This is a genomic window from Methylobacterium sp. 77 (genome assembly GCF_000372825.1).
In the GTDB taxonomy this organism is placed as follows: Bacteria; Pseudomonadota; Alphaproteobacteria; order Rhizobiales; family Beijerinckiaceae; genus Methylobacterium.
Map to the genome: position 1 here is coordinate 3,250,366 of NZ_KB910516.1, position 24,589 is coordinate 3,274,954.

General features: G+C 67.7%; 19 protein-coding genes. 9 read left to right on the top strand and 10 right to left on the bottom strand.

Annotated features, from left to right (window positions below):
- Nucleotides 1-183: 183 nt before the first annotated feature.
- Nucleotides 184-2,589 carry a UvrD-helicase domain-containing protein gene (locus tag A3OK_RS0115445; RefSeq protein WP_026597302.1) on the bottom strand — a complete coding sequence of 802 codons (2,406 nt, stop codon included), beginning with the start codon at nucleotides 2,587-2,589 and terminating at the stop codon, nucleotides 184-186.
- A 142-nt stretch (nucleotides 2,590-2,731) separates the two neighbouring features.
- On the opposite strand from A3OK_RS0115445, the gene A3OK_RS0115450 reads away from it, so the two are divergent.
- Both A3OK_RS0115450 and A3OK_RS0115455 read left to right on the top strand, forming a co-directional pair.
- Nucleotides 2,732-2,980, top strand: a complete 249-nt coding sequence (locus A3OK_RS0115450) for a hypothetical protein (protein WP_019905797.1) — start codon at nucleotides 2,732-2,734, stop codon at nucleotides 2,978-2,980.
- A gap of 185 nt (nucleotides 2,981-3,165) precedes the next feature.
- A complete protein-coding gene (locus A3OK_RS0115455) occupies nucleotides 3,166-6,777 on the top strand; it encodes an AsmA family protein (RefSeq protein WP_019905798.1) in 3,612 nt (1,203 codons plus the stop codon).
- Between the two features lie 19 nt (nucleotides 6,778-6,796).
- Here A3OK_RS0115455 and A3OK_RS0115460 read toward each other — a convergent pair whose 3' ends face one another.
- Nucleotides 6,797-8,947: a S9 family peptidase gene (locus tag A3OK_RS0115460; protein WP_026597303.1), complete on the bottom strand. Its 2,151-nt coding sequence runs from the start codon at nucleotides 8,945-8,947 to the stop codon at nucleotides 6,797-6,799.
- 520 nt (nucleotides 8,948-9,467) lie between these two features.
- Here A3OK_RS0115460 and A3OK_RS0115465 point away from each other — a divergent pair.
- Both A3OK_RS0115465 and A3OK_RS0115470 read left to right on the top strand, forming a co-directional pair.
- On the top strand, nucleotides 9,468-9,902 hold the full coding sequence (locus A3OK_RS0115465) for a MucR family transcriptional regulator (protein ID WP_019905800.1): 435 nt from the start codon (nucleotides 9,468-9,470) through the stop codon (nucleotides 9,900-9,902).
- A gap of 174 nt (nucleotides 9,903-10,076) precedes the next feature.
- On the top strand, nucleotides 10,077-10,931 hold the full coding sequence (locus A3OK_RS0115470) for a DUF6456 domain-containing protein (RefSeq protein WP_036302963.1): 855 nt from the start codon (nucleotides 10,077-10,079) through the stop codon (nucleotides 10,929-10,931).
- 15 nt (nucleotides 10,932-10,946) lie between these two features.
- On the opposite strand, the gene A3OK_RS0115475 is transcribed toward A3OK_RS0115470, so the two are convergent.
- The 3 genes from A3OK_RS0115475 to A3OK_RS0115485 all read right to left on the bottom strand — a co-directional run bounded on the left by A3OK_RS0115475 (nucleotide 10,947) and on the right by A3OK_RS0115485 (nucleotide 13,788).
- Nucleotides 10,947-11,369, bottom strand: coding sequence for a SufE family protein (locus A3OK_RS0115475; RefSeq protein WP_019905802.1), 423 nt, complete (start codon nucleotides 11,367-11,369; stop codon nucleotides 10,947-10,949).
- Between the two features lie 134 nt (nucleotides 11,370-11,503).
- Nucleotides 11,504-12,544, bottom strand: a complete 1,041-nt coding sequence (locus tag A3OK_RS0115480) for a PAS domain S-box protein (RefSeq protein ID WP_019905803.1) — start codon at nucleotides 12,542-12,544, stop codon at nucleotides 11,504-11,506.
- A 239-nt stretch (nucleotides 12,545-12,783) separates the two neighbouring features.
- Nucleotides 12,784-13,788: a D-glycerate dehydrogenase gene (locus tag A3OK_RS0115485; RefSeq protein WP_019905804.1), complete on the bottom strand. Its 1,005-nt coding sequence runs from the start codon at nucleotides 13,786-13,788 to the stop codon at nucleotides 12,784-12,786.
- A gap of 321 nt (nucleotides 13,789-14,109) precedes the next feature.
- On the opposite strand from A3OK_RS0115485, the gene A3OK_RS0115490 reads away from it, so the two are divergent.
- Nucleotides 14,110-14,697 carry an SH3 domain-containing protein gene (locus A3OK_RS0115490; RefSeq protein ID WP_019905805.1) on the top strand — a complete coding sequence of 196 codons (588 nt, stop codon included), beginning with the start codon at nucleotides 14,110-14,112 and terminating at the stop codon, nucleotides 14,695-14,697.
- Nucleotides 14,698-14,783: 86 nt separating this feature from the next.
- Here the strand turns inward: A3OK_RS0115490 and irr are convergent, their stop codons facing one another.
- A complete protein-coding gene (gene irr, locus A3OK_RS0115495; RefSeq protein WP_019905806.1) occupies nucleotides 14,784-15,290 on the bottom strand; it encodes a Fur family transcriptional regulator Irr in 507 nt (168 codons plus the stop codon).
- A gap of 305 nt (nucleotides 15,291-15,595) precedes the next feature.
- On the opposite strand from irr, the gene fabA reads away from it, so the two are divergent.
- The 3 genes from fabA to fabI all read left to right on the top strand — a co-directional run bounded on the left by fabA (nucleotide 15,596) and on the right by fabI (nucleotide 18,718).
- On the top strand, nucleotides 15,596-16,153 hold the full coding sequence (gene fabA, locus A3OK_RS0115500) for a 3-hydroxyacyl-[acyl-carrier-protein] dehydratase FabA (protein ID WP_019905807.1): 558 nt from the start codon (nucleotides 15,596-15,598) through the stop codon (nucleotides 16,151-16,153).
- Between the two features lie 121 nt (nucleotides 16,154-16,274).
- Nucleotides 16,275-17,501, top strand: coding sequence for a beta-ketoacyl-ACP synthase I (gene fabB, locus A3OK_RS0115505; protein ID WP_019905808.1), 1,227 nt, complete (start codon nucleotides 16,275-16,277; stop codon nucleotides 17,499-17,501).
- A gap of 389 nt (nucleotides 17,502-17,890) precedes the next feature.
- On the top strand, nucleotides 17,891-18,718 hold the full coding sequence (gene fabI / locus A3OK_RS0115515; RefSeq protein WP_019905810.1) for an enoyl-ACP reductase FabI: 828 nt from the start codon (nucleotides 17,891-17,893) through the stop codon (nucleotides 18,716-18,718).
- Between the two features lie 28 nt (nucleotides 18,719-18,746).
- Here the strand turns inward: fabI and A3OK_RS0115520 are convergent, their stop codons facing one another.
- From A3OK_RS0115520 to A3OK_RS0115535, 4 genes are all read right to left on the bottom strand, one after another.
- Complete coding sequence (locus A3OK_RS0115520; protein WP_019905811.1) at nucleotides 18,747-19,862, bottom strand: HD domain-containing phosphohydrolase; 1,116 nt, start codon at nucleotides 19,860-19,862, stop codon at nucleotides 18,747-18,749.
- Between the two features lie 209 nt (nucleotides 19,863-20,071).
- Complete coding sequence (dut, locus tag A3OK_RS0115525; RefSeq protein WP_026597306.1) at nucleotides 20,072-20,560, bottom strand: dUTP diphosphatase; 489 nt, start codon at nucleotides 20,558-20,560, stop codon at nucleotides 20,072-20,074.
- Nucleotides 20,561-20,589: 29 nt separating this feature from the next.
- The gene (locus A3OK_RS0115530; protein ID WP_026597307.1) at nucleotides 20,590-21,477 is read right to left on the bottom strand and encodes a CoA ester lyase; all 888 of its coding nucleotides are present in this window, start codon (nucleotides 21,475-21,477) and stop codon (nucleotides 20,590-20,592) included.
- A gap of 107 nt (nucleotides 21,478-21,584) precedes the next feature.
- The gene (locus tag A3OK_RS0115535) at nucleotides 21,585-21,800 is read right to left on the bottom strand and encodes a hypothetical protein (protein ID WP_019905814.1); all 216 of its coding nucleotides are present in this window, start codon (nucleotides 21,798-21,800) and stop codon (nucleotides 21,585-21,587) included.
- A gap of 624 nt (nucleotides 21,801-22,424) precedes the next feature.
- Here A3OK_RS0115535 and A3OK_RS22890 point away from each other — a divergent pair.
- Entirely contained in the window at nucleotides 22,425-24,533 is a 2,109-nt protein-coding gene (locus A3OK_RS22890; RefSeq protein WP_019905815.1) for an EAL domain-containing protein, read from the top strand.
- The last annotated feature ends 56 nt before the right edge of the window (nucleotides 24,534-24,589 follow it).

Below are 24,589 nucleotides of genomic sequence, written 5' to 3' on the forward strand. Positions count from 1 at the left end.
AATCTTATGAGTGTGGCTGAATTCCACGTCGAGAGCGCGGGCACGACGGAAGAGACAAGCTTTGGACAATGGAGAGGGTGGGATGACGAAGCATCCATCTCGGCCACGGCCCTCTCGCCCTCCTGTCGAGGGACATGACCGACCAAACCGCGAAACCTGTCGGCATGCGGCCGGCGGGATGCTTCATCCAGGCTGGATGAAGCTGTCGAGGACCATTTTGCGGCCGGCCTTGTCGAAGTCAACGGTCAGCTTGTTACCATCGACGGCCGCCACGTTGCCGGGGCCGAACTTGGTGTGGAAGACCCGCATCCCATCCGAAAACGCTGACGGCGCGCCCGTCGACTTCGCCACGAGTTCGCCCTCGATCTGGCGCGGGCCAGCGTTGCCTCGGCCCGGAGAGGACGAGCGCGCGAAACCTTGTCCGTGACCGGAGCCGAACCCCTGGTTGCCGACAGTGTTGGCCTGCGCCCGCTGCCAGCCCGGCGTCGCATAGGAGGAGCCGAACGGCGTCGGGTTGCGGTCGAAGCGCGAGGCGCCGGCGGAGAAATGCGCCGGCGCGTCGATCACGTCGACGGCGTCGGCGGGCAATTCGTCGATGAAGCGGCTCGGCACCGTCGAGGACCATAATCCGTGGATGCGCCGGTTGACCGCGAAGGACAGCTTGGCGCGCTTGCGGGCCCGGGTCAGGCCGACATGGGCGAGGCGGCGCTCCTCCTCCAGCCCGGCACGGCCGCTCTCGTCCAGCGCTCGCTGGTTCGGGAACAGGCCGTCCTCCCAGCCGGGCAAGAACACGGTGTCGAATTCGAGCCCCTTGGCCGCATGCAGCGTCATCAGCGACACGCGGTCGACCCCTTCCGCCTCGCTCGCCTCCATCACCAGGGAGACGTGTTCGAGGAAGGCGGCCATGTCGGGGAATTCCTCCATGGAGCGCACGAACTCCTTGAGGTTCTCCAGGCGCCCGGCGGCATCGGCGGATTTGTCCTTCTGCCACATCTCGGTGTAGCCGGATTCCTCCAGGATGGTCTGCGCCACCTCCGAATGCGGCTGCGCGCCCACCAGCCGCGCCCAGCGGCCGAAGCTCTCCACCAGGGCGCGCACGCCGGACCGGGCGCGCGGCTTCAATTCGTCGGTTTCGATCAGGCTGCGCGCGGCCTGGAGCAGCGGCACGCGCTGCGAGCGCGAATAGCCGTGCAGGATCTGGAGCGTGGCATCGCCCAGGCCCCGCTTCGGGGTGTTGAAGATGCGCTCGAAGGCGAGATCGTCGGCCGGGTTCATGGTGACGCGCAGATAGGCCAGCGCATCGCGAATCTCGGCGCGCTCGTAGAAGCGCGGGCCGCCGATGACCCGGTAGGGCAGGCCGAGCTGGACGAAGCGGTCCTCGATCTCGCGCATCTGGGCCGAGATGCGCACGAGCACCGCGATTTCGGACAGGGGATGCTGCCTGGCCTGCAGGCTCTCGATGGATTCGCCGAGCTGGCGCGCCTCCTCCTCGGAATCCCAGGCGCCGGACACCGTCACCTTCTCGCCGGGGACGTCCTCGGTACGCAGGGTCTTGCCGAGGCGGCCCTCGTTCTTGGCGATGAGCCCCGAGGCGGCGGAAAGGATGTGTCCGGTGGAGCGATAGTTGCGCTCCAGCCTCACCACGGTGGCGCCGGGAAAGTCGTGCTCGAAGCGCAGGATGTTGTCGACCTCGGCCCCGCGCCAGCCGTAGATCGACTGGTCGTCGTCGCCGACGCAGGCGACGTTGCGGTGCCCCTGCGCCAGGAGGCGCAGCCAGAGATACTGGGCGACGTTGGTGTCCTGATACTCGTCCACCAGGATGTAGCGGAAGCGCTGCTGGTAATTCGCCAGCACGTCCGGGTTCTCGCGCCACAGTTTGAGGCAGAGCAGCAGGAGATCGCCGAAATCGGCGGCATTCAGGGTCAGGAGACGGGCCTGATAGGCGGTATAGAGCGCGCCGCCCTTGCCGAACGCGAAGGCCCCCGCCTCACCGGGAGGCACCTGCTCGGGCAGGAGGCCGCGGTTCTTCCACCCGTCGATGGCCGAGGACAGGGCGCGGGCCGGCCAGCGCTTCTCGTCGATGTTCTGGTCGACGATGACCTGCTTCATCAGGCGCAGCTGATCGTCCATGCCGAGGATGGTGAAATCGGATTTCAGCCCCACCATTTCGGCGTGCCGGCGCAAGATCTTGGTGCCGATGGAATGGAAGGTGCCGAGCCACGGCATCCCCTCTCCCGCCGGGCCGATGAGCGCGCCGATGCGGTGCTTCATCTCGCGGGCGGCCTTGTTGGTGAAGGTCACCGACAGGATGTCATAGGGCCGCGCCTTGGCCGTCGAGACGAGGTGGGCGATTCGCGTGGTGAGCACCCGCGTCTTGCCGGTACCCGCGCCCGCGAGGACGAGGACCGGCCCTTCCGTCGTCTCGACGGCGCGGCGCTGCTCGGGGTTCAGCCCTTCGAGATAGGGCGAGCCCTGCGGCCTGAGGGAGGCCATGGCGCGGGCGGCGATGGAGCTCTGCGCGGCCTCGGCCGCCACGCCGGAGGCCGGCGCCGGCACAGGAGCCACTGCCGCGTCGGGATGCTGTTTCATGCTGCTTCCCTGGACCAAAACGCGAACGGCGTCGAGGGTTGGGACAAAAGGCCGGGCTCGAACGGCCACTCGGCGCGGAACCACGGTTTCCTCTCGGGCGTCGTCTCACCATACCGTGAACACCATCAATCGAGGACGTTCCATGCGTACCGCCCTATCCGCCGTCTCGATCCTCACCGTGGCCGCCGGCCTCGGTCTGTCCCCCGCCATGGCCCAGTCCCCCGGCACACGGTCGCTGAACGAGACCAACGACCGCCTGGCGACCCAGAGCGAGATTCGCGGCGTCCGGCATCAGCAGCAATTCGAGAACAACCAGATCCGGATGCAGATGCAGCGCAACGAGGTCACCCGGCCGGCCCCGATCGGGTCCGGCATCACGCCGCGACGCTGACCGGAGAACGCCGGGCGCTCGCCCGGCATTTGTTGACCATGACATTCGGCCCTGGCGCGAAGCCGGGGCCGTTGTGCTATGCCGCATGGCGTGGGGGCACGACCGGGCACGACGTCCGGTGAGACGACGTGCCCGCCCCATGGCAGGCCCCGAGACCGGGCCGGAGCGAGGCGGAAACCAAGACGGTGCGAGACATCCTGACCGCGCTGGCGGGCGCCGTCATCCTGATCCTCGTCGCGGCCCTCGCGGTCCCGCCCCTCGTGGCCTGGGAGAGTTACCGCACGCTGGTGGACCGGACGATCGGGACATCCCTCGGTCTCGATGCACGCACCGAAGGCCGGATCGCCGTCAGGCTCCTGCCCTCGCCGCAACTGAGCGTCGATCGCCTGCGCATCGGCGGACAGGCCGACAAGCCGGCCCTCGACCTCACGCTCGTCAAGGCCGAGATCGGTCTCACGCCGCTGCTGACGGGGGAGATCCGCTTCACCGAAACCCGGATCGGGCGCGCCGAGATCACGCTGCCGATCAGCGAGGACGACGCGGTGCGCCTGCCCGCCGACCTCTACCAGACCCTCGCCGCCCAGGATCTCGCGGTCGAGGATCTGAACATCGGACAGGTCATCCTGACCACCGTCGTGCCGCAGAGCGGCCGCACCGATCAGGTCCGGGCCGAGACGGTGCACCTCTCCGCGCCTCGCCTCCTCGGGCCCTGGCGGATCGAGGGCCTGTCCGGCACGGTGCCCTTCCGCATCGCCACCGGCGAGCCCCTGGAGGACGGCAGCGTCGCCGTGAAGTTCTCGGGCGGCGGCGATACCCATCCGCGCTTCGAGGCCGATACCCGCATCAGGCTCGAACCGATGGTCGGCGAGCCCTCCACGCAAGGGAGCGCCCTCCGCGCGATGATCCCGAAGGCGGAAGGGTCGGCGCGAATCGTGGTCGGGCCGCCGGTCCAGGTGGCGGGCGCCTATCTGCCGTTCTCCATCGGCGGCACCTTCAAGGCGCGCGGCCCCGTGGTGCGGTTCTCCGACGTGAAGGCCGAGATCGATCCCGGCGGCCAGGCCATGCGCCTCGGCGGCACCGGGCGGATCGACCTGCGCGCCTGGAGAGCGGCGCTGACGCTGGAGGCGCGCCGCCTCGACCTCGACGCCTTCCTGCTCTCCACGGGCGGTCAGGCCCTGCTCGCGCGCGGGATGCCCCGGGCCGGCTCCGAATTGCCGATGATGGTCGATCTCGACCTCGGCCTCGACAGCATCGCCCTCGGTCTCGACGAATGGACCGGTCTCCGGCTGTCCGGCACGTTCGACCGGACGGGGGGGCTCGCTCTCCGGCGCTTTGCGGTGACGACCCCGGGCGACGCCGCCCTCACCGCCTCCGGCGACATCGACACGCAGCCGGCCCTGCGGTTCACCGGCACCGTCTCTCTCGACGCCGCGGCCTCGGACGGGTTCGGCCGCTACCTGCGCAAGTTCGGCCTCGGCGGCCCGGCCATCGCGGTGATGGACGGACGCCCGATCCAGGCGACGGCGGACCTCTCAAGCGCAAGCCCCGCGCTGTCGCTGCGCAATCTCCGTCTCTCCCTCGGCGAGGCGCGGATCACCGGAAATGCCCGCTACACCCAGGCGGAGCCGGGCGGACGCGGGCGCTTCGACGCCCAGCTCTCGGCGCAGGGCATCGACGTCGCCACCCTGCCCGCCTTCGGCAGCGTGCTCTCCGGGCTCCACGACCACGATGTCGGCCTGACGATCCAGGCGCGGGACGTGCGCTACGGGCCGGCCGGCGCGCATTCGGGCAACGGCACCATCTCGGCGAGCATTCAATCGGACGGGGCGAGCCTCAATGTCGGCAGCCTCGATGTCACCGATCTGGCCGGCGCCAACGCCAAGCTCTCCGGCCGGATCGCCGCCGACGGGTCCGGCCGCATCGCGGGCCGGATGTCGGCGCCGGTGGCCGCCCCCCTGATCGCCCTCCTCGACCGGACCTGGATCGCCGAGACGCGGATGATCCCGGCCTTCCTCCGCGCCGGCGCCCTCGATCTCGCCGTGACCCTGGAGCGAGAAGCGGGAGCCGCCGACACCCTGCGCACCAGCGCCAGCGGCACGGCGGCGGGCGGCAGCCTCGACCTCGACCTGCTGGCCCGGGGCGGCCGTATCGACAACCTCTCCCTCGCACTCACGACGCCGGTCGCCGGACGCTGGTTCGAGCGCGAGGACATGGCCACCCTGCGGAAGCCGGCGGCCCTGCGCATCGTCGGGACACGCGGACAGGCCGCCGCCGACGGGGCGGTTCCGCCGCTCGGACTCGATGTCTCCGGCACCATCGCCGATCTCACCCTCTCGACGGTGAAGCCGGTCGTGCCCGGACCGGGCCAGACGCCGCCGGAAGCCGGCGAGATCCGGGCCAGGACCCCCGACCTCGCCCCCTTCCTGATGCTCGCCGGCAGCACCGCCGCCCTGCCCTCGCCGCTTCCGGCGGAGTTGCTGGTGGGACTGACGCGGGCCGGGCGCGATGCCCATGCGGATGTGTCCGGGCGAATCGCGGGCGCCACGATCATCGCCAATCTCAACCGCTCACCCGAGGGCGACATCTTCGGCAGTGTGGCCCTGGGCCGGCTGTCGCTGCCCTGGCTCGCCGCATCCCTGGTGATTCCGCCCGAAGGTAAGCGGACGGAGGCCGGGGACGGCGCGCGTTTCGCCGCCCCGCCGCCGGCCCGGCCGCCCATCGACCTCGACGTCCGGGCGGACACGCTCGATCTCGGCCGCCGCTTCACCGCCGAGGGTGCGGCCTTCGGCGCCCGTCTCGACAACGGTGTTCTCACGGTCCGCGATTTCAGCGGACGCCTCGCCGGGGGCCGCCTCACCGGCAGCATCACCCTGTCCCGGCAGGGGGGCGCGGCGGCCATCGCCGGCGAAGCCATCGTGAGCGACGCGTCCATCGCGGAACTCACCGGTCCGGGTCCCATCTCCGGACAGGCGAGCGCGACGCTGCGCTTCGGCGCCTCGGGCCAGAGCGTCGCGAGCATGGCGAACAATCTCGGGGGCAGCGGCGAGATCGCCCTGACCGGTCTCGTGCTTCCCGGCGGCGATCCGGGCGGGATCGAGCGCGCTCTGGGCACGGCTCTCGGCGAGGACGACCCGCTGCGCGACGGGCGGCTTCAGGCACTGGTGGCCGAGGAGCTCGCCGCCGCGCCGATGGCGGTGAGGGGGACCGTCAAGGCGCCCGCGACCCTCGTCGGCGGCTCGCTGCGCGCCGCTCCCCTCGCCTTCGATCTCGGCGGACCGCGTTGGGCCGGCACGCTCTCCCTCGACCTGACGACCGGGCGGATCGACGCGCGCGGCACGCTGACGGCCGGCGGCGTGCCGAAGGGCTGGAGCGCAGGGTTTCCCTCCGTGCAGCTCGGCTATTCCGGTCCCCTGACCAGACCCGAGCGCAGCATCGATGCCGGCCCGCTGACCAATGGCCTCGCCGCCGTGGTGCTCCAGCGCGAACTCGAGAAGATCGAGTTGTTCGAGGCCGATCAGATCGAGCGCCAGCGCCGCCGCGCCAGGATCGAGATGGACAAGGCGCGCGCCGTCGCGCTCAAGGCCGCGGCCGAGAAGGCGGCCCTGGAAAAGGCGGCGATCGAGAAACTCGCCGCGGAAGAGGCGGCGCGTCAGGCCAAGCTGAAGGCCGAGAGGGCGGCCGCCGCGGAGAAAGCTGCGTCCGATAGAGCGGCAGCCGAAGAGGCGGAGCGGCAGGCCCGCATCCGCGCCGACCAGGAGGCCGCGCGCCAGGGTGCGGCTCCGGCGCCGCAACCCTGAGGCGCTCGACCCTGGCGGATCAGGCCGTTGCCCTGCCCACCGCCCGCAGGGCGAAGGCGTAGATCAGGCCGACCTCCTCCAGGCGGTCGAAGCGGCCGGCGGCGCCGCCATGTCCGGCTTCCATGTTGACCCGCATCAGGATCGGTCCGCCGCCCGTCATGGTGGCGCGCAGGCGCGCCACCCATTTCGCCGGCTCCCAATAGGTCACGCGCGGGTCGGTGAGGCCGCCGAGCGCCAGGATCGCCGGGTAATTCTGGGCAGCCACGTTGTCGTAGGGCGAGTAGGACAGGATCGTCTCGAAAGCCTCGACGCTCTCGCCCGGATTGCCCCATTCGGGCCATTCCGGCGGGGTGAGCGGCAACTCGCCGTCAAGCATGGTGTTGAGCACGTCGACGAAGGGCACGTCGGCGACGATCCCCGCGAACAGGTCGGGCGCGAGGTTCGCCACCGCTCCCATCAGCATCCCGCCGGCCGATCCGCCATGGGCGACGATGCGGCCCGAACTCGTATAGCCGGCCTCCGCCAGGGCGCGGCCGCAGGCGACGAAATCGCTGAAGGTGTTGGGCTTCTTCTCGCGCTTGCCGTCCATGTACCAGTGCCAGCCCTTCTCCGTGCCGCCACGGATATGGGCGATGGCGTAGACGAAACCGCGATCCACCAGCGACAGCAGGTTCGTGCGGAACGAGGCCGGCATCAGCGTTCCGTAGGAACCGTATCCGTAGAGCAGCAGCGGCGCCGAGCCGTCGAGGACGAGGTCGCGGCGGTGGAGCAGCGAGATCGGCACCTCCGCGCCGTCCGGCGCCGTGGCGAAGATCCGGCGCGTGACGTAGGCGGCGGGATCGTGCCCGCTCGGGATCGTCTGGCGCTTGCGCAGCTGCCGCGCGCGCGTCGAGCAATCGTAATCGTAGGTTTCGGCCGGCGTCGTCATCGACGAATAAGTGAACCGGATCACCGCCGTCTCGAATTCATGGCCCGGCTGGAGGCCGAGGGAATAGGCTTCCTCGGCGAAGGCCACGATGTGCTCGTTGCCCTGCGTATCGCGGACGACGATGCGGGGCCGCGCATTCTCAATCTCGAGGCGCACGAGATGCTGGCCAATGACGTGCTGGTGACGGATCATCACGCCGCGCCGGTGCGGGATCAGGTCGTTCCAATGCGCGCGGCCCGACGCCCCGACGCGCGTGGTGACGATCTTGAAGTCCTCGGCCCCGTCCGCATTGGTCAGGATGAAGAGGTGGGACCCCCAATTCTCCACGGAATAGATCAGCAGGGGCTGGCGGGGCTGGACGCAGAGCAGAGTTGCGTCAGGGGATTTACGGTCGAGGAGGTGGACCTCGGACGTCTCGTGATCGCTCGCGGTGATCGCTAGGTAATCGCGCGACTGCGTCGTCTCGATATGGACGAAGAAGCCCGAATCCGCCTCCTCGTAGAGCATCGTATCGACCGCCTGCTCCGTGCCGACCACGTGGCGCATGACCCGGGCGGGACGATGGTTCTCGTCGACGGCGACGTAATGGAACGAGGCAGCGTCGGCGGACCAGACCACCTCGCCCGTCGTCGCCTCGATCCGGTCGGGCAGGTCCTCGCCCGTGTCGAGGTCTCGGATACGGATGGTATGGAGCTCGGAGCCCTTCGAATCCGCGCTCCAGGCAAGACGGGTGTGGTCGTCCGAATGCACCGCCGCCGCGAGCTCGAAGAAGGACAGGCCTTTGCCCTCCGCGTCGCCGTCGAGGAGGATCGCCTCGCCCGGCTCGGGCCCGCCCTCTGCCGCGGTTTCCGCGCCCTGGCCGGGGATCACCACCACGGTTCGTGGCCGGCGGCAGACGAGGGGATGCTGCCCCCCCTCACGATGTCGTGTGTAATAGGCGAAGGGGCCGTCCGGCTCGGGCACGCCGCTATCGTCCTCGCGGATGCGTCCGCGCATCTCCGCAACCAGCGTTTTGCGGAAAGGGGCAAGATCGCCGAGAGCCGCATCCGTATAGAGGTTCTCCGCGTCGAGATGCGCGCGGATGTCGGCCGGAAGCGCGGCGGGATCTTTGAGAACGTCGCGCCAGTTCTCGGCCTTTAGCCAAGCATAGTTGTCGGAAATTGACCGGCCGTGCACCGCGAATGTGTGCGATCGCACTTCAGCGACAGGTGACTTGCTTTCCACGTGGAAAAGATCGTCCATGGATAGACCTTTACGGTTGCCAACCACAGTCGGCTGAACAGCGTGCGAGCGCCCATCGTCGCCGTGGCCGCCTTCGAAGCCTGCATGTGTCTCAGGTCGGGCTCGCGGGCAAGGTGGATCGGAATGTCTTTTCCAGTCGGCGCCAGTCAAGCGCTGCCGGATCGGCTTATGCCACTAAGGTCGACCTTGTCAGGTCCGCATCGTCCACTATGTCCATTTGAGGACACGAGACGGTGCGTCGAAACGACCTCGCGTTAAATTGAAATTCCCTCTGCGGAAGTTGATTCGGCATATCCCCAGGACTGGCGACCGTCTTGCGAGATCAACTTGAATATCATAGAGGTGGATTAAGGCGATTACGATCGCCCTTCATCGTAGAGCACTCCATCATCGTAGAGCACTCTTGGGCGACGACGCGACGCCGCGGATTACAGCCGTGGTTACCAGCACGTAGTTGGCTTCTTGCCCGCGTTCTGAGCATATCGAGACCCATACCGTACTAAAGGGAACCGTTGGGACAATGAGCGACATTGAGAATTCGGCAGACTTCGTGGAACTGACGGTCGACATCGTCTCGGCCTATGTGAGCAACAATCCCGTTCCTGTCGGCGAGCTCGCGCAGCTCATTACCCGGGTCCATTCCTCGCTGACCCAGGTCGCGAATGGAGAGGCCGAGACCAAGGTCGCGTCCGCCCCGCAGCAGCCGGCAGTTCCCGTGAAGAAGTCGGTGACCGCCGACCACATCATCTGCCTCGAAGACGGGCGCGTGTTCAAATCGCTGAAGCGCCACCTGCGGGCGAAATACGACATGAGCCCGGAACAGTACCGCGCGAAGTGGGGCCTCCCGTCCGACTACCCGATGGTCGCCCCGAACTACGCCAAGGCACGTTCGGACCTCGCCAAGGCCATCGGCCTCGGCCAGACCCGCAACGGCACGTACGACGAAGCCGCGTAAGGCTTCCGGGCCGGGCGCATGGGTAATTCCGTCGCCCGGCCTTTGCACTTCCTCCGGTCCGATGAGAGCCGCATCGTCGCGACAGACGGCTAGCGGGGCTTGCGTTAGGATTTATTTCCTTTATTATCCACGGTGCTGCGGCGTTTGCCGCGACGATGCATCATGGAACATATCATGAACATAACTCGGATCGCCACCGCTCGCGGCACAAGACGGCAACAGAAGCCGGCGCGTGTTCCGGCGGAACTCGGTCGCGATGCCGCCAGGCTTCTCGCGGCCCTCGCCGAGGAGGGCGCCTATGCGCTGCCCGACCCTCTGGCGGAGGACGAGATCATCGTACGGAGCGGCGGCTCCGGCATCTCGGTGAGTTGCGGCCGCTACGTCGCGCAAGCCGGGCAGACGCTCATCGCCTGCGATCTCGCCGAACAGGCGGCCGGGCGCCGTGCCCGGCTCACCATCAGCGCAGCAGGCCGTGCGCGCCTGCGGCGCGACCGGGCCGGTCGCGACACGCCCTACCTCGCCCAGCATCTCGACCTCGTCGGCGATGGCGAGCCGACCCGTCCTGTGCGCGACGCTTCCGAAAGTCCGCTCGCCTGGATGGCGCGCCGCCGCGACCGCGATGGGACGCCCCTGATCGACGCCGCCTGTTTCGAGGCGGGCGAGCGGCTGCGGCGTGACATGACGATGGGGGCCCTGATGCCGCGGATGGGGTCGGACTGGAGCGGGGTCAAGGTCGATGGCGGCGGCCCGCGCGATCCGTCGGCCGGGTCCGACGCCATGCTGGCGGCCCGGCAGCGCGTGCGCGCCGCCCTCGGCGCGGTCGGCAGCGACCTGTCCGGCCTGCTGATCGACCTGTGCGGATTTCTCAAAGGCCTGGAGCGGATCGAGGCGGAGCGTCGCTGGCCGGCGCGCTCGGCCAAAGTCGTCATCCGCATCGCCCTGGCAAGGCTGGCGGAGCATTACGGCCTGGAGCGCGAAGCCGTCGGACCGAGCCATGCCCGCCTGCGCCAGTGGCGCGAGCGGGCCTGAGACCGGCGTTCCGGTTCAGGCGGTCAGACGGACCGCGTCGCGATGGATGCGCTCGGCCATGGCGCGGACACCGTTCGACCGCTTCGAGGTCAGGTGAGAACCGAGACCGATCTGCTTGAAGACCTGGAAGACGTCGACATCCGCGATATCCTTCGGCGTCTTCCCGTCGTGCAAGGCCATCACCAGGGCGATCAGCCCCTTGGTTATGAAGGAATCGCTGGTCCCCCGCAAATGCAGGCGCGGCGGCTCCTGCGAGCTGTCGATGTGGGAATCCACCCAGACCTGACTTTCACAGCCGTGGACCCGGTTCTCCTCGGTCAGCAACTCATCGGGAAAAGCCGGCAGGGCGCGGCCGAGCTCGATCAGATACTCGTACCGGTCCGGCCCCTCGTCGAGGATGCCGAAATTGTCGATGATCGTCTCAATGGGCGGAAGCATGATGGCGGGCTGAACTCATGATGGCAGGCCAAACGCCTGCGAACGTCGATGACGCGCGCGGCGGCGGCACACGTCATCCCGTCGATATAGGGGGCGCACCACCGACAAGCGACCCCACACCGAGGGCCGCTCTTCTATTCCGACGGGTGCACCAGGACTTCTGGAAGCTGCAATTCCATCGGGGAGGAATGCGTGCCGGTGCCGCGAACGGCGATCTCGGCCTGTGCGGCATAGGCCGCGACCAGGCGGGGACCGAGATTGGGCACGTCCTGGACGTCGACCCCGGTCTGGTCGCCGCCCGACACGATGGTGAGGCGAACCGGGGCGCCGGCCTTCGCGTCGATGGTGATCGCGATCGTGCACGACACCGAATCCGCCGTGGCGTCGAGGCATTCGGCCACGACTTCGGCGACGATCATGCCGAGGGCATTGGCGGTCCGCGGCTCGACGAGGCTGGTGCCGCTGCCGCCGACCACGACGCCGATACGGCCGACCCGGCGCAGCTGGCCGAGCCCCGATGCCAGCCGGTGGAGATAGTCGCGCAGATCGATGGAGGCGATGTGCGGCGCCTCGTGCAGATGCTGCTGGACGAGGGCGATCGCCCGGACCCGCTGGCCGAGCGCCTCGAAACTGCCGCGGCAGGCGGGTGGCGCGGCCCGACCGTAGAGCCCGATCAGGCTGACCATCACCTGGAGGTTGTTGCGCACGCGGTGGTAGACCTCGGCGAGGAGGGCCTCCTTTTCCACGAGGGCATGCTCGGCATGCTCCTCGGCGCGCTTGCGGTCGGTGATGTCGAAGCAGGATCCGAGATAGCCCTGAAACGCGCCGTTCTCCGTCAGGGGACGAGCGTTGTTGAGCAACCAGCGATAGGCGCCGTCGTGGCGGCGCAGGCGGAACTCGATGGAATAGGGAATACGGGAGGAAAAGGATTCCTCGACTAGGGCCGCATGCCGCTCGAAATCGTCCGGATGGAGCCCCCGCCGCCAGCCGTGACCGAGTTCGTCCTCGCGGGTCCGGCCGGTAAAGTCGAGCCAGCACTCATTGTGATGAACCGCGCTCCCCTCGGTATCGGAGCGCCACATCATCAGGGGGACGAAATCCGCGAAGCGACGAAAATCGTCGCAGGGGATCACGGTCTCGCTGCTTGCCTCGGTCGACTGGGTCTCCGCGGCCATGATGCTCCTACTCTACCCGCTGCGCGACGCTCGATCGACGAGATATCGGCGCCGGTCAACGTATCGGACATGGCGCCGTTCCTACGGCCTCGGTACGCAAGTGCACAGAGGACGGGAAAAATCGACGGGAAATATGCAAGAATCCTGCAAGCCACGCGGGAACCCATGCGCGGACGGACCTGCGGACTTGGCCCAGGGTCATGCCCCGGAGCCGAACCGACGGCCGAAACGCCGGGATTTCAGAGCATGCTAGGCAGGATCCGATCCGGCGGCCGGTGTCCGTCCATGAAGGTCTTGATGTTGATGATGACCTTCTCGCCCATATCCGTCCGGCTCTCGTGCGTCGCCGATCCCATATGCGGCAGCAGGACGATCTTGCCCGACCGCGCCAGCTTGACGAGACGCGGACTCACGGCCGGTTCCTGCTCGAACACGTCGAGGCCGGCCGCGGAGATCTCGCCCGCCTCGATCAGGCGCGCGAGAGCCGTCTCGTCGATCACTTCACCGCGAGCGGTGTTCACGACGATCGCTTCCGGCTTGAGAAGCTTGAGGCGGCGGGCCGAGAGCAGGTGGTAGGTCGCCGGCGTGTGCGGGCAATTGACCGAGACGATATCCACCCGCGCCAGCATCTGGTCGAGGGATTCCCAATAGGTCGCGTCGAGCTCGCGCTCGATCTGCGCCGGCACCTTGCGCCGGTTGTGGTAGTGGATCTGCAGACCGAACGCCTTGGCGCGACGCGCCAGAGCCTGTCCGATCCGGCCCATGCCGACGATGCCGAGGCGCTTGCCGGTGATGCGGCGGCCGAGCATCCAGGTCGGGGACCAGCCCTCGTCCCAATTGTCGTCCGGAATGATCCGCGCGCCCTCGGCCAGGCGGCGGGCCACGGCGAGGATCAGCGCCATGGTCATGTCGGCCGTGTCCTCGGTGAGGACGCCGGGGGTGTTGGTGACGGTGATGCCGCGCTCGAGCGCGACCGCCACGTCGATATGGTCGACGCCGTTTCCGAAATTCGCGATCAGACGCAGGTTCGGACCCGCCTGGGCGAGGAGCCCGGAATCGATCCTGTCGGTGACGGTGGGAACCAGTACGTCGGCCTCACGCAAGGCGGCGGCCAGCGCCTCGCTGCTCATCGGCTTGTCGTCGGGGTTGAGGCGGATATCGAACAGCTCGCGCATGCGTGCCTCGACCACCTCGGGCAGGCGACGCGTGACCACAACGAGTGGCTTGCGCTTCAACGACGACATGCACCCTCCCGCGAACGTTTCTGATGCGCCGGTCGCCGCCCGCGCACGGTTCCGATGGTTCGCCCGGCTCGCGTCGAACGCGGCCGGGAGGCCGGGTTCATGCCGGGGCTTGACCTGGTATTAACCACGCATCGGCCAGACAGGTCCCATAGCTCCGACGCCTTGGCTGCCGGTTCCCGAGGCCTCTCTACCAGAGAGGGCACGGAACACAACGTGCCCCGCGCGCGATGCGCCTGAAGCATCGTGCGCGAGAGCCGCGAAGACGAGGATGCACGACGACGATCGTGGGACACCGACGATCGCGAACCTCTGGGAAGACCGATGACGCGCCTGCCTGCTCTTCCGTTCTTCAAAGGCCTCCCGGCATGCCTCCTGGCCGCCGCGTCTCTCGCGGCGATCTCGTCGGCTGGTCTCGCGGCGCCGGCACCGAAAGGCGGCCCGGATACGGGCCTCGGCCCGGCGACCGGCCTGCCGCTGCCGCGCTATGCCAGCCTCAAGACAGACCGGGTCAACCTGCGCGAGGGCCCGTCGAAGGACCACCGGACGCTCTGGGTGTTCCAGCGGGCGGGGCTGCCCATCGAGATCGTCGCCGAGTTCGAGACATGGCGGCGCATCCGCGATTCCGAGGGGACCGAAGGTTGGGTCCTGCATTCGCTGCTGTCGGGCCGGCGCACCTCCATCGTCACGGCGTCGAAGAGCGCCGATACCGCGATCCCGCTGCATGCGCGGGCGGATGACGGGTCGGGGGTGGAGGCGAAACTCCAGGCCGGCGTCATCGGCAGCGTCAAGAGCTGCACCGGAAGCTGGTGCCGGGTCGTCGTCGCGCTGCCGCAGAAGAGCGGCGACGTGGACGGCTATATCCGCCAGGACCGCCTCTGGGGCGTCTACCCCAACGAGAAGATCGACTGAGGGGATCGCGGATCCACGCATACGAAAAAGGCCCGGTTCGACCGGGCCTTTTTCGTATGATCTCGATCAGATGGCGGAAGCGCGCCTCAGGATGCGCGTGCGCCGTGGCGGCGGCGGAGGCGGACGATGACCTCGACGCCGGCGATTTCCATGCCCTCGGGCGCATCGGGGAGAGAATCGACGGTGATGCCGCAATCCGGCATGTCCAGAACCTGTCCCTCGTCCTCGAGGAAGAAGTGGTGATGCTCGCTCGGATTGGTGTCGAAATAGGCTTTCGACCCATCGAGCGCCAGCTGGCGCAGGAGCCCAGCCTCGGTGAACTGGTGCAGGGTATTGTAGACGGTGGCGAGCGAGACCGGCACCTTGGCGCGCATGGCCTCGTCGTAGAGCATTTCCGCCGTCAGGTGACGGTCGCCGCGTCCGAACAGCAGCCAGCCGAGCGAGAGCCGCTGACGGGTCGGCCGCAGACCGGCGCGACGCAGGCGGTCACGCAGGTCGGACAGGGGACACCCCCGGCGCCCCGCGACCGAAGCGGAGTCGAGCGGAGTGCCACGTGCGTTCAGCATGGCCTGCAGCGGCAGCAAGTTGGACATCGGCGGTACTGACATCTCACGGAGCGAGCAGATTACAGGCATAACTGTATACGAACCTGCCCCCTCGTCGCAACCCAAGCTCGATGACGGGTGGCCGTGCGTTGTGAACATGAGGCTTGTTTAAAATCGTTCTATTGAGCTTGCGGGATACAGAGGTGTTTTGAGGCGCCAAAGCCCTGTGTTAACGAAGCGCCGCTCGCGAGCTCGAACGGATCATGGACCTCGATGGCCACGGTCGCTTCGGTGTCCGGGGGCGATGTCCGGCGTTTCGAGTGCGCCCTCCACCAAGGACCGACACACCGATCATGTCTTCCGATTCCGAATCGCCCGCCACCGCCGGTTCAGACCAGACTGTTCCCCGCGCCTCCCACTATTCCCACGAGGAGTTGCTGGCCTGCGGCCGTGGCGAGCTGTTCGGTGCCGGCAACGCGCAGCTTCCCCTGCCCCCGATGCTGATGTTCGATCGCATCACCTCGATCGGGACGGAGGGGGGCGCCTATGGCAAGGGCCATGTCCTGGCGGAATTCGACGTGCGGCCGGACCTCTGGTTCTTCGGCTGCCACTTCAAGAACGATCCGGTGATGCCCGGCTGTCTCGGCCTTGACGCGCTCTGGCAGCTCGTGGGCTTCCATCTCGGATGGCTCGGAGCCCCGGGCCGCGGCCGGGCGCTCGGCGTCGGCGAGGTGAAGTTCAGCGATCAGGTGCTGCCGACCGTGCGGAAGGTCGTCTACGGCATCGACATCAAGCGCGTGCGCCAGGGCAAACTCGTCCTCGGCATCGCCGATGGCTGGCTCGAGGCGGATGGCGCCAGGATCTACGACGCCAAGGATCTGAGGGTCGCCCTGTTCCAGGCACCGGCCTAGCCCCGCCGCCTGAGGCATCTTTGTACGCTACCGGCATTCCGGTGGTTGAGATTGCCTCGCCATCGTCTTACCTCACAGGCGTCGGCGCGATCGCGCTTCGGCGAAAGAGAAGAGCGTTTCCATGCGGCGTGTCGTGATCACCGGGATGGGCATCGTCTCGTCCATCGGCAACAACACCCAGGAAGTCCTCGCCTCCCTGCGCGAGGCGAAGTCGGGCATCAGCCGTTCGGCCTCCTATGCCGAACTCGGCTTCCGCAGCCAGGTCGAGGGTCGTCCCAGCATCGACCCCGAGGGTGTCGTCGATCGGCGTGCCATGCGGTTCCACGGCGGCGGCACCGCCTGGAACCACATCGCCATGGATCAGGCCATCAGCGATGCCGGCCTCGAGGCGGGAGACGTCTCGAACGACCGCACCGGGATCATCATGGGATCCGGCGGCCCCTCGACGAAGGCGATCGTCGAATCGGCCAACATCGCCAGGGAGAAGGGTCCCAAGCGCGTCGGCCCCTTCGCCGTGCCCAAGGCGATGTGCTCGACCGCCTCGGCGACGCTCGCGACCTTCTTCAAGATCAAGGGCGTGAACTATTCGATCTCGTCCGCCTGCGCGACGTCCAATCACTGCATCGGCAATGCCGCTGAAGTGATCCAGGGCGGACGTCAGGACATCATCTTCGCCGGCGGCTGCGAGGATCTCGACTGGACCCTGTCGGTCCTGTTCGATGCGATGGGCGCCATGTCCTCGCGCTACAACGACACCCCCGCCCGCGCCTCCCGTGCCTACGACGTCAATCGCGACGGGTTCGTGATCGCGGGCGGCGCCGGCGTCCTCGTGCTCGAGGAATTGGAGCACGCCAAGGCGCGCGGCGCGCGGATCTACGGTGAACTCGCCGGCTACGGCGCCACCTCGGACGGCCACGACATGGTGGCGCCGTCGGGCGAGGGCGCGGTGCGCTGCATGCGCCAGGCCATGGAAGGCCTGAAGGGCGCCAGGATCGACTACATCAACCCCCATGCCACGGCGACGCCGGTGGGCGATCTCAAGGAGATCGAGGCGATCCGCGAGGTCTTCGGACGTGGCGACGATTGCCCGCCGATCTCGGGCACCAAGTCGCTGACCGGGCATTCGCTCGGCGCGACCGGGGTGCATGAGGCGATCTATTCCCTGCTGATGATGCAGAACGGCTTCATCTGCGAGAGCGCGCATATCGACGAGCTCGATCCGGCCTTCGCCGACATGCCGATCCTTCGCCAGCGCCGCGACAACGTCCAGCTCGGCCATGTCGTGTCGAACTCGTTCGGCTTCGGGGGCACCAATTCCACGCTCGTGCTGAAGCATATCGACGCCTGAACCGCAGCGCCTGCGGAACTCGACTTCGGCCGTACCGGCATGCCTCCGGCCTCTTCGTCCGGAACCGCGGATTCAACCTCGCGTTTCATGGATGAGGCGGGCGAGGACGCGATGGTCGTGATGATGATTTCTCTGATCGCCGTCGGCAGCGTCGGCATCGCGGCGGTGGCCTGCATCCGCTCCAAGCAGGCGTTGTTCGATACAGCCCTCGACGAGACGCGCGGTTACTTCTGATCACCTGCCTCTCGTGGCGCGTTTGGGCGACGGCGAGACCTCGGTATCCTCATCATCATCGACACCGGATTGGACAGTCCATCGACGCCCGCGCTAAGCGTCCTCACAACAGCCGGACGTCTCGGGACTTCGGCGCGATGGACGCGGGGAAACGCATGACGGGTTTGATGGCAGGCAAGCGTGGCCTGATCCTGGGTGTCGCCAACGATCATTCCATCGCCTGGGGCATTGCCAAGGCCCTTCATGACCATGGGGCGAAACTCGCCTTCACCTATCAGGGCGAAGCCCTGGGCCGTCGCGTCAAGCCGCTGGCAGCCTCCCTCGGCTCCGACATCGTCATCCCCTGCGATGTGGAAGACATCGCCAGCGTGGATTCCTTGTTCGAGGCTCTCGACGGGCATTTCCCGGACGGGATCGATTTCGTGGTCCACGCCATCGGCTTCTCGGACAAGGCGCAGCTCAAGGGCCGCTACGTCGATGTGACCAGCCGGGAGAACTTCTCGCGGACCATGGTCATCTCGTGCTTCTCCTTCACCGAGATCGCGCAGCGCGCGGCCAAGCGCATGCGCAAGGGCGGCTCGATGCTGACGCTGACCTATGGCGGCTCGACCCGGATCATGCCGAACTACAACGTCATGGGCGTCGCGAAAGCGGCGCTCGAAGCCTCCGTGCGCTATCTCGCCGGCGATCTCGGCCCGGAGGGAATCCGCGTCAACGCCCTCTCGGCGGGCCCGATGCGGACCCTGGCCGGCGCGGGCATCGCCGATGCGCGCCTGATGTTCAACCATCAGCGCGCCCACGCCCCCTTGCGTCGCACGGTGACGCTGGAAGAGGTCGGCGGCTCGGCGGTCTACCTGCTCTCGGACCTGTCCGGCGGCGTCACCGGCGAAGTCCATTTCGTCGATTCCGGCTACAACATCATCTCGATGCCGCGGCCCGACGTCCTGCAGGCCCAGGACGAGGCCGGCGTCGCCGACACCTGATCCCCTGCGGGGTCAGGCATCCGGGGGGTCAGGCATCCGGAACGGCGGCGGTTTCGGGCCGGTTGCTCTCGACCAGCCCGAGGATGTCGTCCCAGCGGGACACGAAGGCGGCGACGCAGGCCGGATCGAAATGGGTGCCCGCATGCTCTTCGAGATGCCGGCGCGCGGCCTCGGGCGTCCAGGCCTTCTTGTAGACCCGCTCCGAGATCAGGGCATCGAACACGTCGGCGACGGCGACGATGCGTCCCGCGAGAGGGATCTGCGTCGTGCCGAGCCCCTGGGGATAGCCGCCGCCGTCCCAGCGCTCATGATGGGTCAGGGCGATGTCGGAGGCGAGCTGCAGCAGGTGCGACGGGCTGTCGTGGAGCATGCGGTAGCCGCGGATCGCATGCTGCTTCATCTCCTCGCGCTCACTCTCGCTCAGAGGCCCCGGCTTCATCAGGATGCTGTCGGGAATACTGATCTTGCCGATGTCGTGCATCGTCGAGGCCAGCGCGATATCGTTGGCATCGGCCTCCGACAGGCCGAGCCCCTCGGCGATGGCGATGGCGCAGCCGGCGACGCGCGTCAGGTGATCCCCCGCCTGATCGTCCCGGAACTCGGCCGCCAGCATCAGGCGACGGATGATTTCACGCTCCCGCAGGGCCGCCTCGGTACGGGCGCGATCGATATTGCGGTTCATCGCATCGGATTGCCGGTCGAGGAGCTGGCGCGCCAGGGTGAGTTCGATGAGGCTGCAGACCCGGATCTGCAGGTCGAGCGGATCGATGGGCTCGATCATCACGTCGGTGGCACCGGCCTCGACCGAGGCGCGCCGCAGGGCGGCGGGCGTGCCGAGGACCAGAATGGCGGTGCGGGCATGGCACTCGCGACTTCGCAGGTTGCGGACCACCGTGAGCCCGTCGATCCCGCCCTCGGGATCATGCATCACGATGACGAGGTCCGCCGGCTGAAAGATCTCCTCGCTCGCGGCGGCCTTCGCCCCGGTGACGAGCCGGATGGCGCAATCGAGGCCCCGCAGGTTCAGGACGCGATGGACCGGCGCCGAGGTGCAGACGATGGCGATGAGGGCCCAGGCTTGCTCGGAGGAAGCGGGCTCGGACGAAACGGGCACGGAGGAAACGGCGGCGGGCGTGGCGGGCATCAGGACACGGTCTCTCCCGGTCGTCGTAACGCCGCAAGGGCTTCCGGACGATCCGGAAGGTGACGGGGCGCCTCAGGCTAACCCGCGATCCACGCGAGTTCCATCGCCCGCATGCCCGGCATGGACGTCATCAAGCGAAATTGTGCGCGGGACCTCGATCGGCCGGTCTCGCGCCGGGGGCTCCGCGACCCGCATCTCAGAACACCGGATCAGCGCCGGCCGGTCGATCCGAAACCGCCCTGCCCGCGACCATCCCGCGGCTCCGGCTCCTCGGGATCGAGGGCATCCACGATGGTGAAGACGGGCCTCGTCACCCGCGTGAAGACGAGTTGCGCGATCCTGTCGCCGGGGCGGATGTGGATCGTGGCGGCCGGATCCGCGTTGCGGTTCCAGACCGAGATCATCAGCGGTCCCTCGTAGTCCGCGTCGATGACGCCGACGCTGTTTCCGAGGACCAAACCGTCGCGATGGCCGAGCCCGGAGCGCGGGAAGATGAGGCCGCACCAATCCGGGTCGCGGATCAGCACGCTGAACCCCGCCGGGATCAGGATCGCGGGCGAGTGCGGCGCCAGGGTCAGCGCCTCGTCGAGGCAGGCATGCAGGTCGAGCCCCGCCGCCGCCGAGGACCCCCAGCGCGGAAAGCCCCATTCCTTCAGGCGCGGGTCGCGGATGCGCAGGTCGATCTTCGGCGCGTCGATTCCGGGGGAATCGGTTGGGACGGCCCCGCTCACGCCGCTCGTGCCGCGATGGCATCGGCGAGCGCGACGATCCGGGCGGCCTCCACGGCGTGGAGCCGCTCGATCATCCGGCCGCGAAAGCCGATGGCGCCACGCGCACGGTTCTCGGGCTCGGTGAAGACGGCGATGATCGCCCGCGCTTCCTCGATCTCGGCCTCGGAGGGGCCGAACAACGCATTGGCGGTGGCGATCTGGCTGGGGTGGATCAGCATCTTCCCGTCGAAGCCGCTGTCGCGGCCCTGTTCGCACTCGGCCCGGAAGCCGCTCTCGTCGCGGAAGGCATTGTAAATGCCGTCGATCACGTCGATGTCGTAGGCGCGGGCGGCCATGACCACGTTCATCAGCCAGGGCATCAGCGCGGGACGACCGGGTACCCCGAGCCGGACCCGGCTCGTCTTGGCGAGGTCGTTCGGCCCGACCAGGAGGCACGACAGGCGCGTATCCACGTCGCGGGCGGCGCTGGCGATCTCGGCGATATGCAGGATCGCGAGCGGCGTCTCGATCATCGCCCAAACACGGGTACGGTCCGGCGCGCCGAGCCGGCGCAGGCGCGAGCCCACCGAGACGAGGGCGTCGGGACCGGACACTTTCGGGATCACGATCGCATCCGGCCCGGCCGGCGCGATGCGGGCGAGATCGGCCTCGCCCCATGGCGTGTCGAGGCTGTTGATGCGGACGACGACCTCGCGCCGGCCATAGGGCCGGGCGGCCACCGTGGCGGCGACGGCCTCCCGTCCCTCCGCCTTCATGTCGGGCGCGACGCCGTCCTCGAGGTCGATCATCACGACGTCGGTGGGCAGGCCGCGCGCCTTTTCCATCACCCGTGGATTGGAGCCGGGCATGGCGAGAACGCTTCGACGCGGACGGATCTCTGTCATGGCGCGTCGGTCTCCCTGAAGCCGCAGCTTGGTGCCCCTGCCGGCCGGCGATACCGCCACCCCCCTTCGGTTTCAAGCTCCCCCGGAAAAAGGTGGCTCAGGAGAAGCTAGCGCTCGGGTGCCGCGCAGATCTCATGAAGTCCGGTCCGGTCGCGAAACCAGAAGACCCGCTTGAACGGATTCGCTCCCGATTCCGGGTAGGACGACGCCAGTCTCCGCGCGAGCAGGACGGCCTCGGTCCGAGTGTGGATGGCATGGGCGAGAGTCTTCCAGGCGCTTTCATCGCCTTCGACGATTTTCCTCACGTAGATCGAATGCGCCATGATTGGACTCCTTCGAAAAGGGATTTGATGGGCCGAGATATCTACATCAAGCCGGCGCCGAGCATTTGGTTTTCAGAGATTATGCAATATGGTTAATCGATCTTAATAGCTTTTCTCGTATTTGATTGGCCTTTTGCTTCATGATCACGGCGAGGCGCCGGAGATCGCGGGCGGCATCCTCCGGTTGCAGAGCGGCGTGACGGCCGGACGGAAGTCTTCCCCGGCGAGGGCGACGGGCGGCACGTTCGGTCGGTAGGCAAGAGCAAATTTCGCGGTTGCCCAGCTCGGAAGCCGCCACGCCCGTCAGGTTGACCGGCAGGCCGCATCACAACCTTAGCGCGCATCGACAAGGTTTCGACCGCACCGGCTGCGGACCTAGCCTTCCGACGACCTCGAATCGGCGAGTGCCGTCCGATGAAAACAGTCGCTCGAATATGTCGCGAAAGGCGATACTTCCCGGCTCTGTAGCATGGTCTGTTAGCATTTTATATTATGGTCTCGATCAAGCTGCTCATGATCGGTGCCGATTCTATGCTTGCTCCACTTTCGGCACCCGCCGGAAACGACGACCCGGAATGCGCGACGCAGGAAGGTGATCGACCCGCCGCGTCTCGCTCCCGTCGCATGATCGGCGCCGCTCCGGATTCCGGCCTCGACCGCATCGTTGCCTTGACGGCCGCGAGCTTCGGAATGCCGATGGCGTGGGTCTCGCTCGTCGATGATGACGTTGCGTGGCTCGCGGCTCGGATCGGCGTCGATCGGGACAGATTCCCGCGACATGCCCTGCCCTGCGAGATCGTGATCGCGAGCTCCGACATCCTGATCGTCACCGATGGCGGACATGAGCTCCGGGACGACCGGCTTCCTCAGGTCCTGCCCGACGTCCGGTTCTATGCCGGCGCGCCCCTCGTCACCGGCGCGGGGCAGTGCATCGGTACGCTCTGCGTGCTCGACACCGAACCGCATGTCGATTTCGGCGAGGCCGGCCGGCACCGGCTCGCGGCCTTCGCCGACATCGTCATGGACCGGCTGCAGAGCCGCCGCTCCGACGAAGCCGTGGTGCTCGGCTTCGCCAAGGCCGCCGAATATGCCTTCCTCGCCGTGGACGGCACCGGCACGATCGCCTTCTGCAATCCCTCGGCGGATTCCCTGTTCGGTTACGAGTCAGGCGGGATGCTCGGCCAGTCCATCGAGATCATCATCCCCGAGCCGCTCCGGGCCGCTCACAGGGCAGGCTTCTCCCGGATCGCTTCGGGCAGCGCCTCGCATCTCGCCGGTCGCACCATCGAGCTGATCGCCCTGCATCGCGACGGCCGCACCTTCCCGATCGAGTTCTCGATGTCGCTCTGGCATGAGGGCGGCGAGATCGGGATGGGGGCCGTCATTCGCGACATCAGCGAGTGGCATGCCCGTGATGCCAAGCTGGTTCAGCTGGCCCATCACGACAAACTGACCGGCCTCACCAACCGCGCCCTCTTCGACGAGCGCCTCGATGGAAGCCTCGGGGCGAACCGGGACGCCACGGTGATGCTGCTCGATCTCGACGGCTTCAAGGAGGTCAATGACAGCCTCGGCCATGCCGTCGGGGATATCCTGCTCCAGGCCGTCGCGGTGCGTCTGTCGTCCTGCGTCACCTCCGACAACACGGTCGCGCGGTTCGGCGGCGACGAGTTCGCGATTCTCCTACCGGGCCAGGGCGATCCGCTGAAAGCGGGGGCCTGCGCCGCGAGAATCCTCGAGGCGTTCCAGACCCCGATCCCGGTGGCGGGCCATATCTTTCACGTCGGCCTCAGCATCGGTGCGGCGATCGGCGGGCCGGGCAGCATCCGGGACGAGTTGATCGCCGATGCGGATCTGGCGCTCTACCAGGCCAAACGTGACGGGCGACGCTGCTTTCGCCTGTTCGAACAGCCCATGCGCAGTGCCGTCGTCGCGCGCCGGGCCCTCCATGACGAATTGACCCGGGCGCTTGAGAACGCCGAACTGGTTCTGCACTACCAGCCGCAGGTCGAGATCGCTTCCGGGCGGATCATCGGGGCGGAAGCCCTGTTGCGGTGGCAGCATCCCACGCGCGGGCTCCTTCTCCCCGCCGCCTTCATCGACGCCCTCGAAGCCCATCCCCGCGCCGCATCGATCGGCAGCTGGATCGTCGAAGACGTCTGCCGGCAATCCGCCGCCTGGCGAGCCGACGGCCTGCCGCCCCTGCGCCTCGCCGTGAATCTGTTCGAGGCTCACCTGAGGAAGGGTACGCTCGCAGCCGAGGTGATGGCCGCCCTGACGCGCCATGCGGTGCCGCCGCACCTGCTCGAGATCGAGGTGACGGAGAGGATCGCCCTCCAGAACGACGATTCCGTGCTGGACCCGCTGCGTGAGCTCCACGGGCATGGCGTCTCCATCGCCTTCGACGATTTCGGTACCGGCTACGCCTCGCTGAGCTCACTCAAGCGGTTTCCGCTGACACGGCTGAAGATCGACCGCAGCTTCGTCCGCGACATCCTCACCGACCGTCACGATGCGGAAATCGTCCGTGCCGTGCTCGGCATGGCCCAGAGCTTCGGCCTCGACGTCATCGCCGAGGGGATCGAGACGGCCGAGCAGGACACGATGCTGCGCATGATGGGCTGCCGCGAGGGCCAGGGCTATCTCTATGGCCGGGCCATGCAAGCCGACGCGCTGGCCGCTCTCATCACGGCCGTACGGACCGAGGGCCGGCAGGGAAAGAAGGCAGCGTAGTTCCAAGACTCGATGAGCTGACCCATAGGTCAGTCTCGTCGAGGGCCGGTGTAAGA

What these genes read in the sequence shown, in the direction of transcription:
- A3OK_RS0115445 (WP_026597302.1), bottom strand. Translation starts at nt 2,589, where the DNA reads ATGAAACAGCATCCCGACGCGGCAGTGGCTCCTGTGCCGGCGCCGGCC.
- A3OK_RS0115450 (WP_019905797.1), top strand. Translation starts at nt 2,732, where the DNA reads ATGCGTACCGCCCTATCCGCCGTCTCGATCCTCACCGTGGCCGCCGGC.
- A3OK_RS0115460 (WP_026597303.1), bottom strand. Translation starts at nt 8,947, where the DNA reads ATGGACGATCTTTTCCACGTGGAAAGCAAGTCACCTGTCGCTGAAGTG.
- A3OK_RS0115465 (WP_019905800.1), top strand. Translation starts at nt 9,468, where the DNA reads ATGAGCGACATTGAGAATTCGGCAGACTTCGTGGAACTGACGGTCGAC.
- A3OK_RS0115470 (WP_036302963.1), top strand. Translation starts at nt 10,077, where the DNA reads ATGAACATAACTCGGATCGCCACCGCTCGCGGCACAAGACGGCAACAG.
- A3OK_RS0115475 (WP_019905802.1), bottom strand. Translation starts at nt 11,369, where the DNA reads ATGCTTCCGCCCATTGAGACGATCATCGACAATTTCGGCATCCTCGAC.
- A3OK_RS0115480 (WP_019905803.1), bottom strand. Translation starts at nt 12,544, where the DNA reads ATGGCCGCGGAGACCCAGTCGACCGAGGCAAGCAGCGAGACCGTGATC.
- A3OK_RS0115485 (WP_019905804.1), bottom strand. Translation starts at nt 13,788, where the DNA reads ATGTCGTCGTTGAAGCGCAAGCCACTCGTTGTGGTCACGCGTCGCCTG.
- A3OK_RS0115490 (WP_019905805.1), top strand. Translation starts at nt 14,110, where the DNA reads ATGACGCGCCTGCCTGCTCTTCCGTTCTTCAAAGGCCTCCCGGCATGC.
- irr (WP_019905806.1), bottom strand. Translation starts at nt 15,290, where the DNA reads ATGTCCAACTTGCTGCCGCTGCAGGCCATGCTGAACGCACGTGGCACT.
- fabA (WP_019905807.1), top strand. Translation starts at nt 15,596, where the DNA reads ATGTCTTCCGATTCCGAATCGCCCGCCACCGCCGGTTCAGACCAGACT.
- fabB (WP_019905808.1), top strand. Translation starts at nt 16,275, where the DNA reads ATGCGGCGTGTCGTGATCACCGGGATGGGCATCGTCTCGTCCATCGGC.
- fabI (WP_019905810.1), top strand. Translation starts at nt 17,891, where the DNA reads ATGACGGGTTTGATGGCAGGCAAGCGTGGCCTGATCCTGGGTGTCGCC.
- A3OK_RS0115520 (WP_019905811.1), bottom strand. Translation starts at nt 19,862, where the DNA reads ATGCCCGCCACGCCCGCCGCCGTTTCCTCCGTGCCCGTTTCGTCCGAG.
- A3OK_RS0115530 (WP_026597307.1), bottom strand. Translation starts at nt 21,477, where the DNA reads ATGACAGAGATCCGTCCGCGTCGAAGCGTTCTCGCCATGCCCGGCTCC.
- A3OK_RS0115535 (WP_019905814.1), bottom strand. Translation starts at nt 21,800, where the DNA reads ATGGCGCATTCGATCTACGTGAGGAAAATCGTCGAAGGCGATGAAAGC.
- A3OK_RS22890 (WP_019905815.1), top strand. Translation starts at nt 22,425, where the DNA reads ATGATCGGCGCCGCTCCGGATTCCGGCCTCGACCGCATCGTTGCCTTG.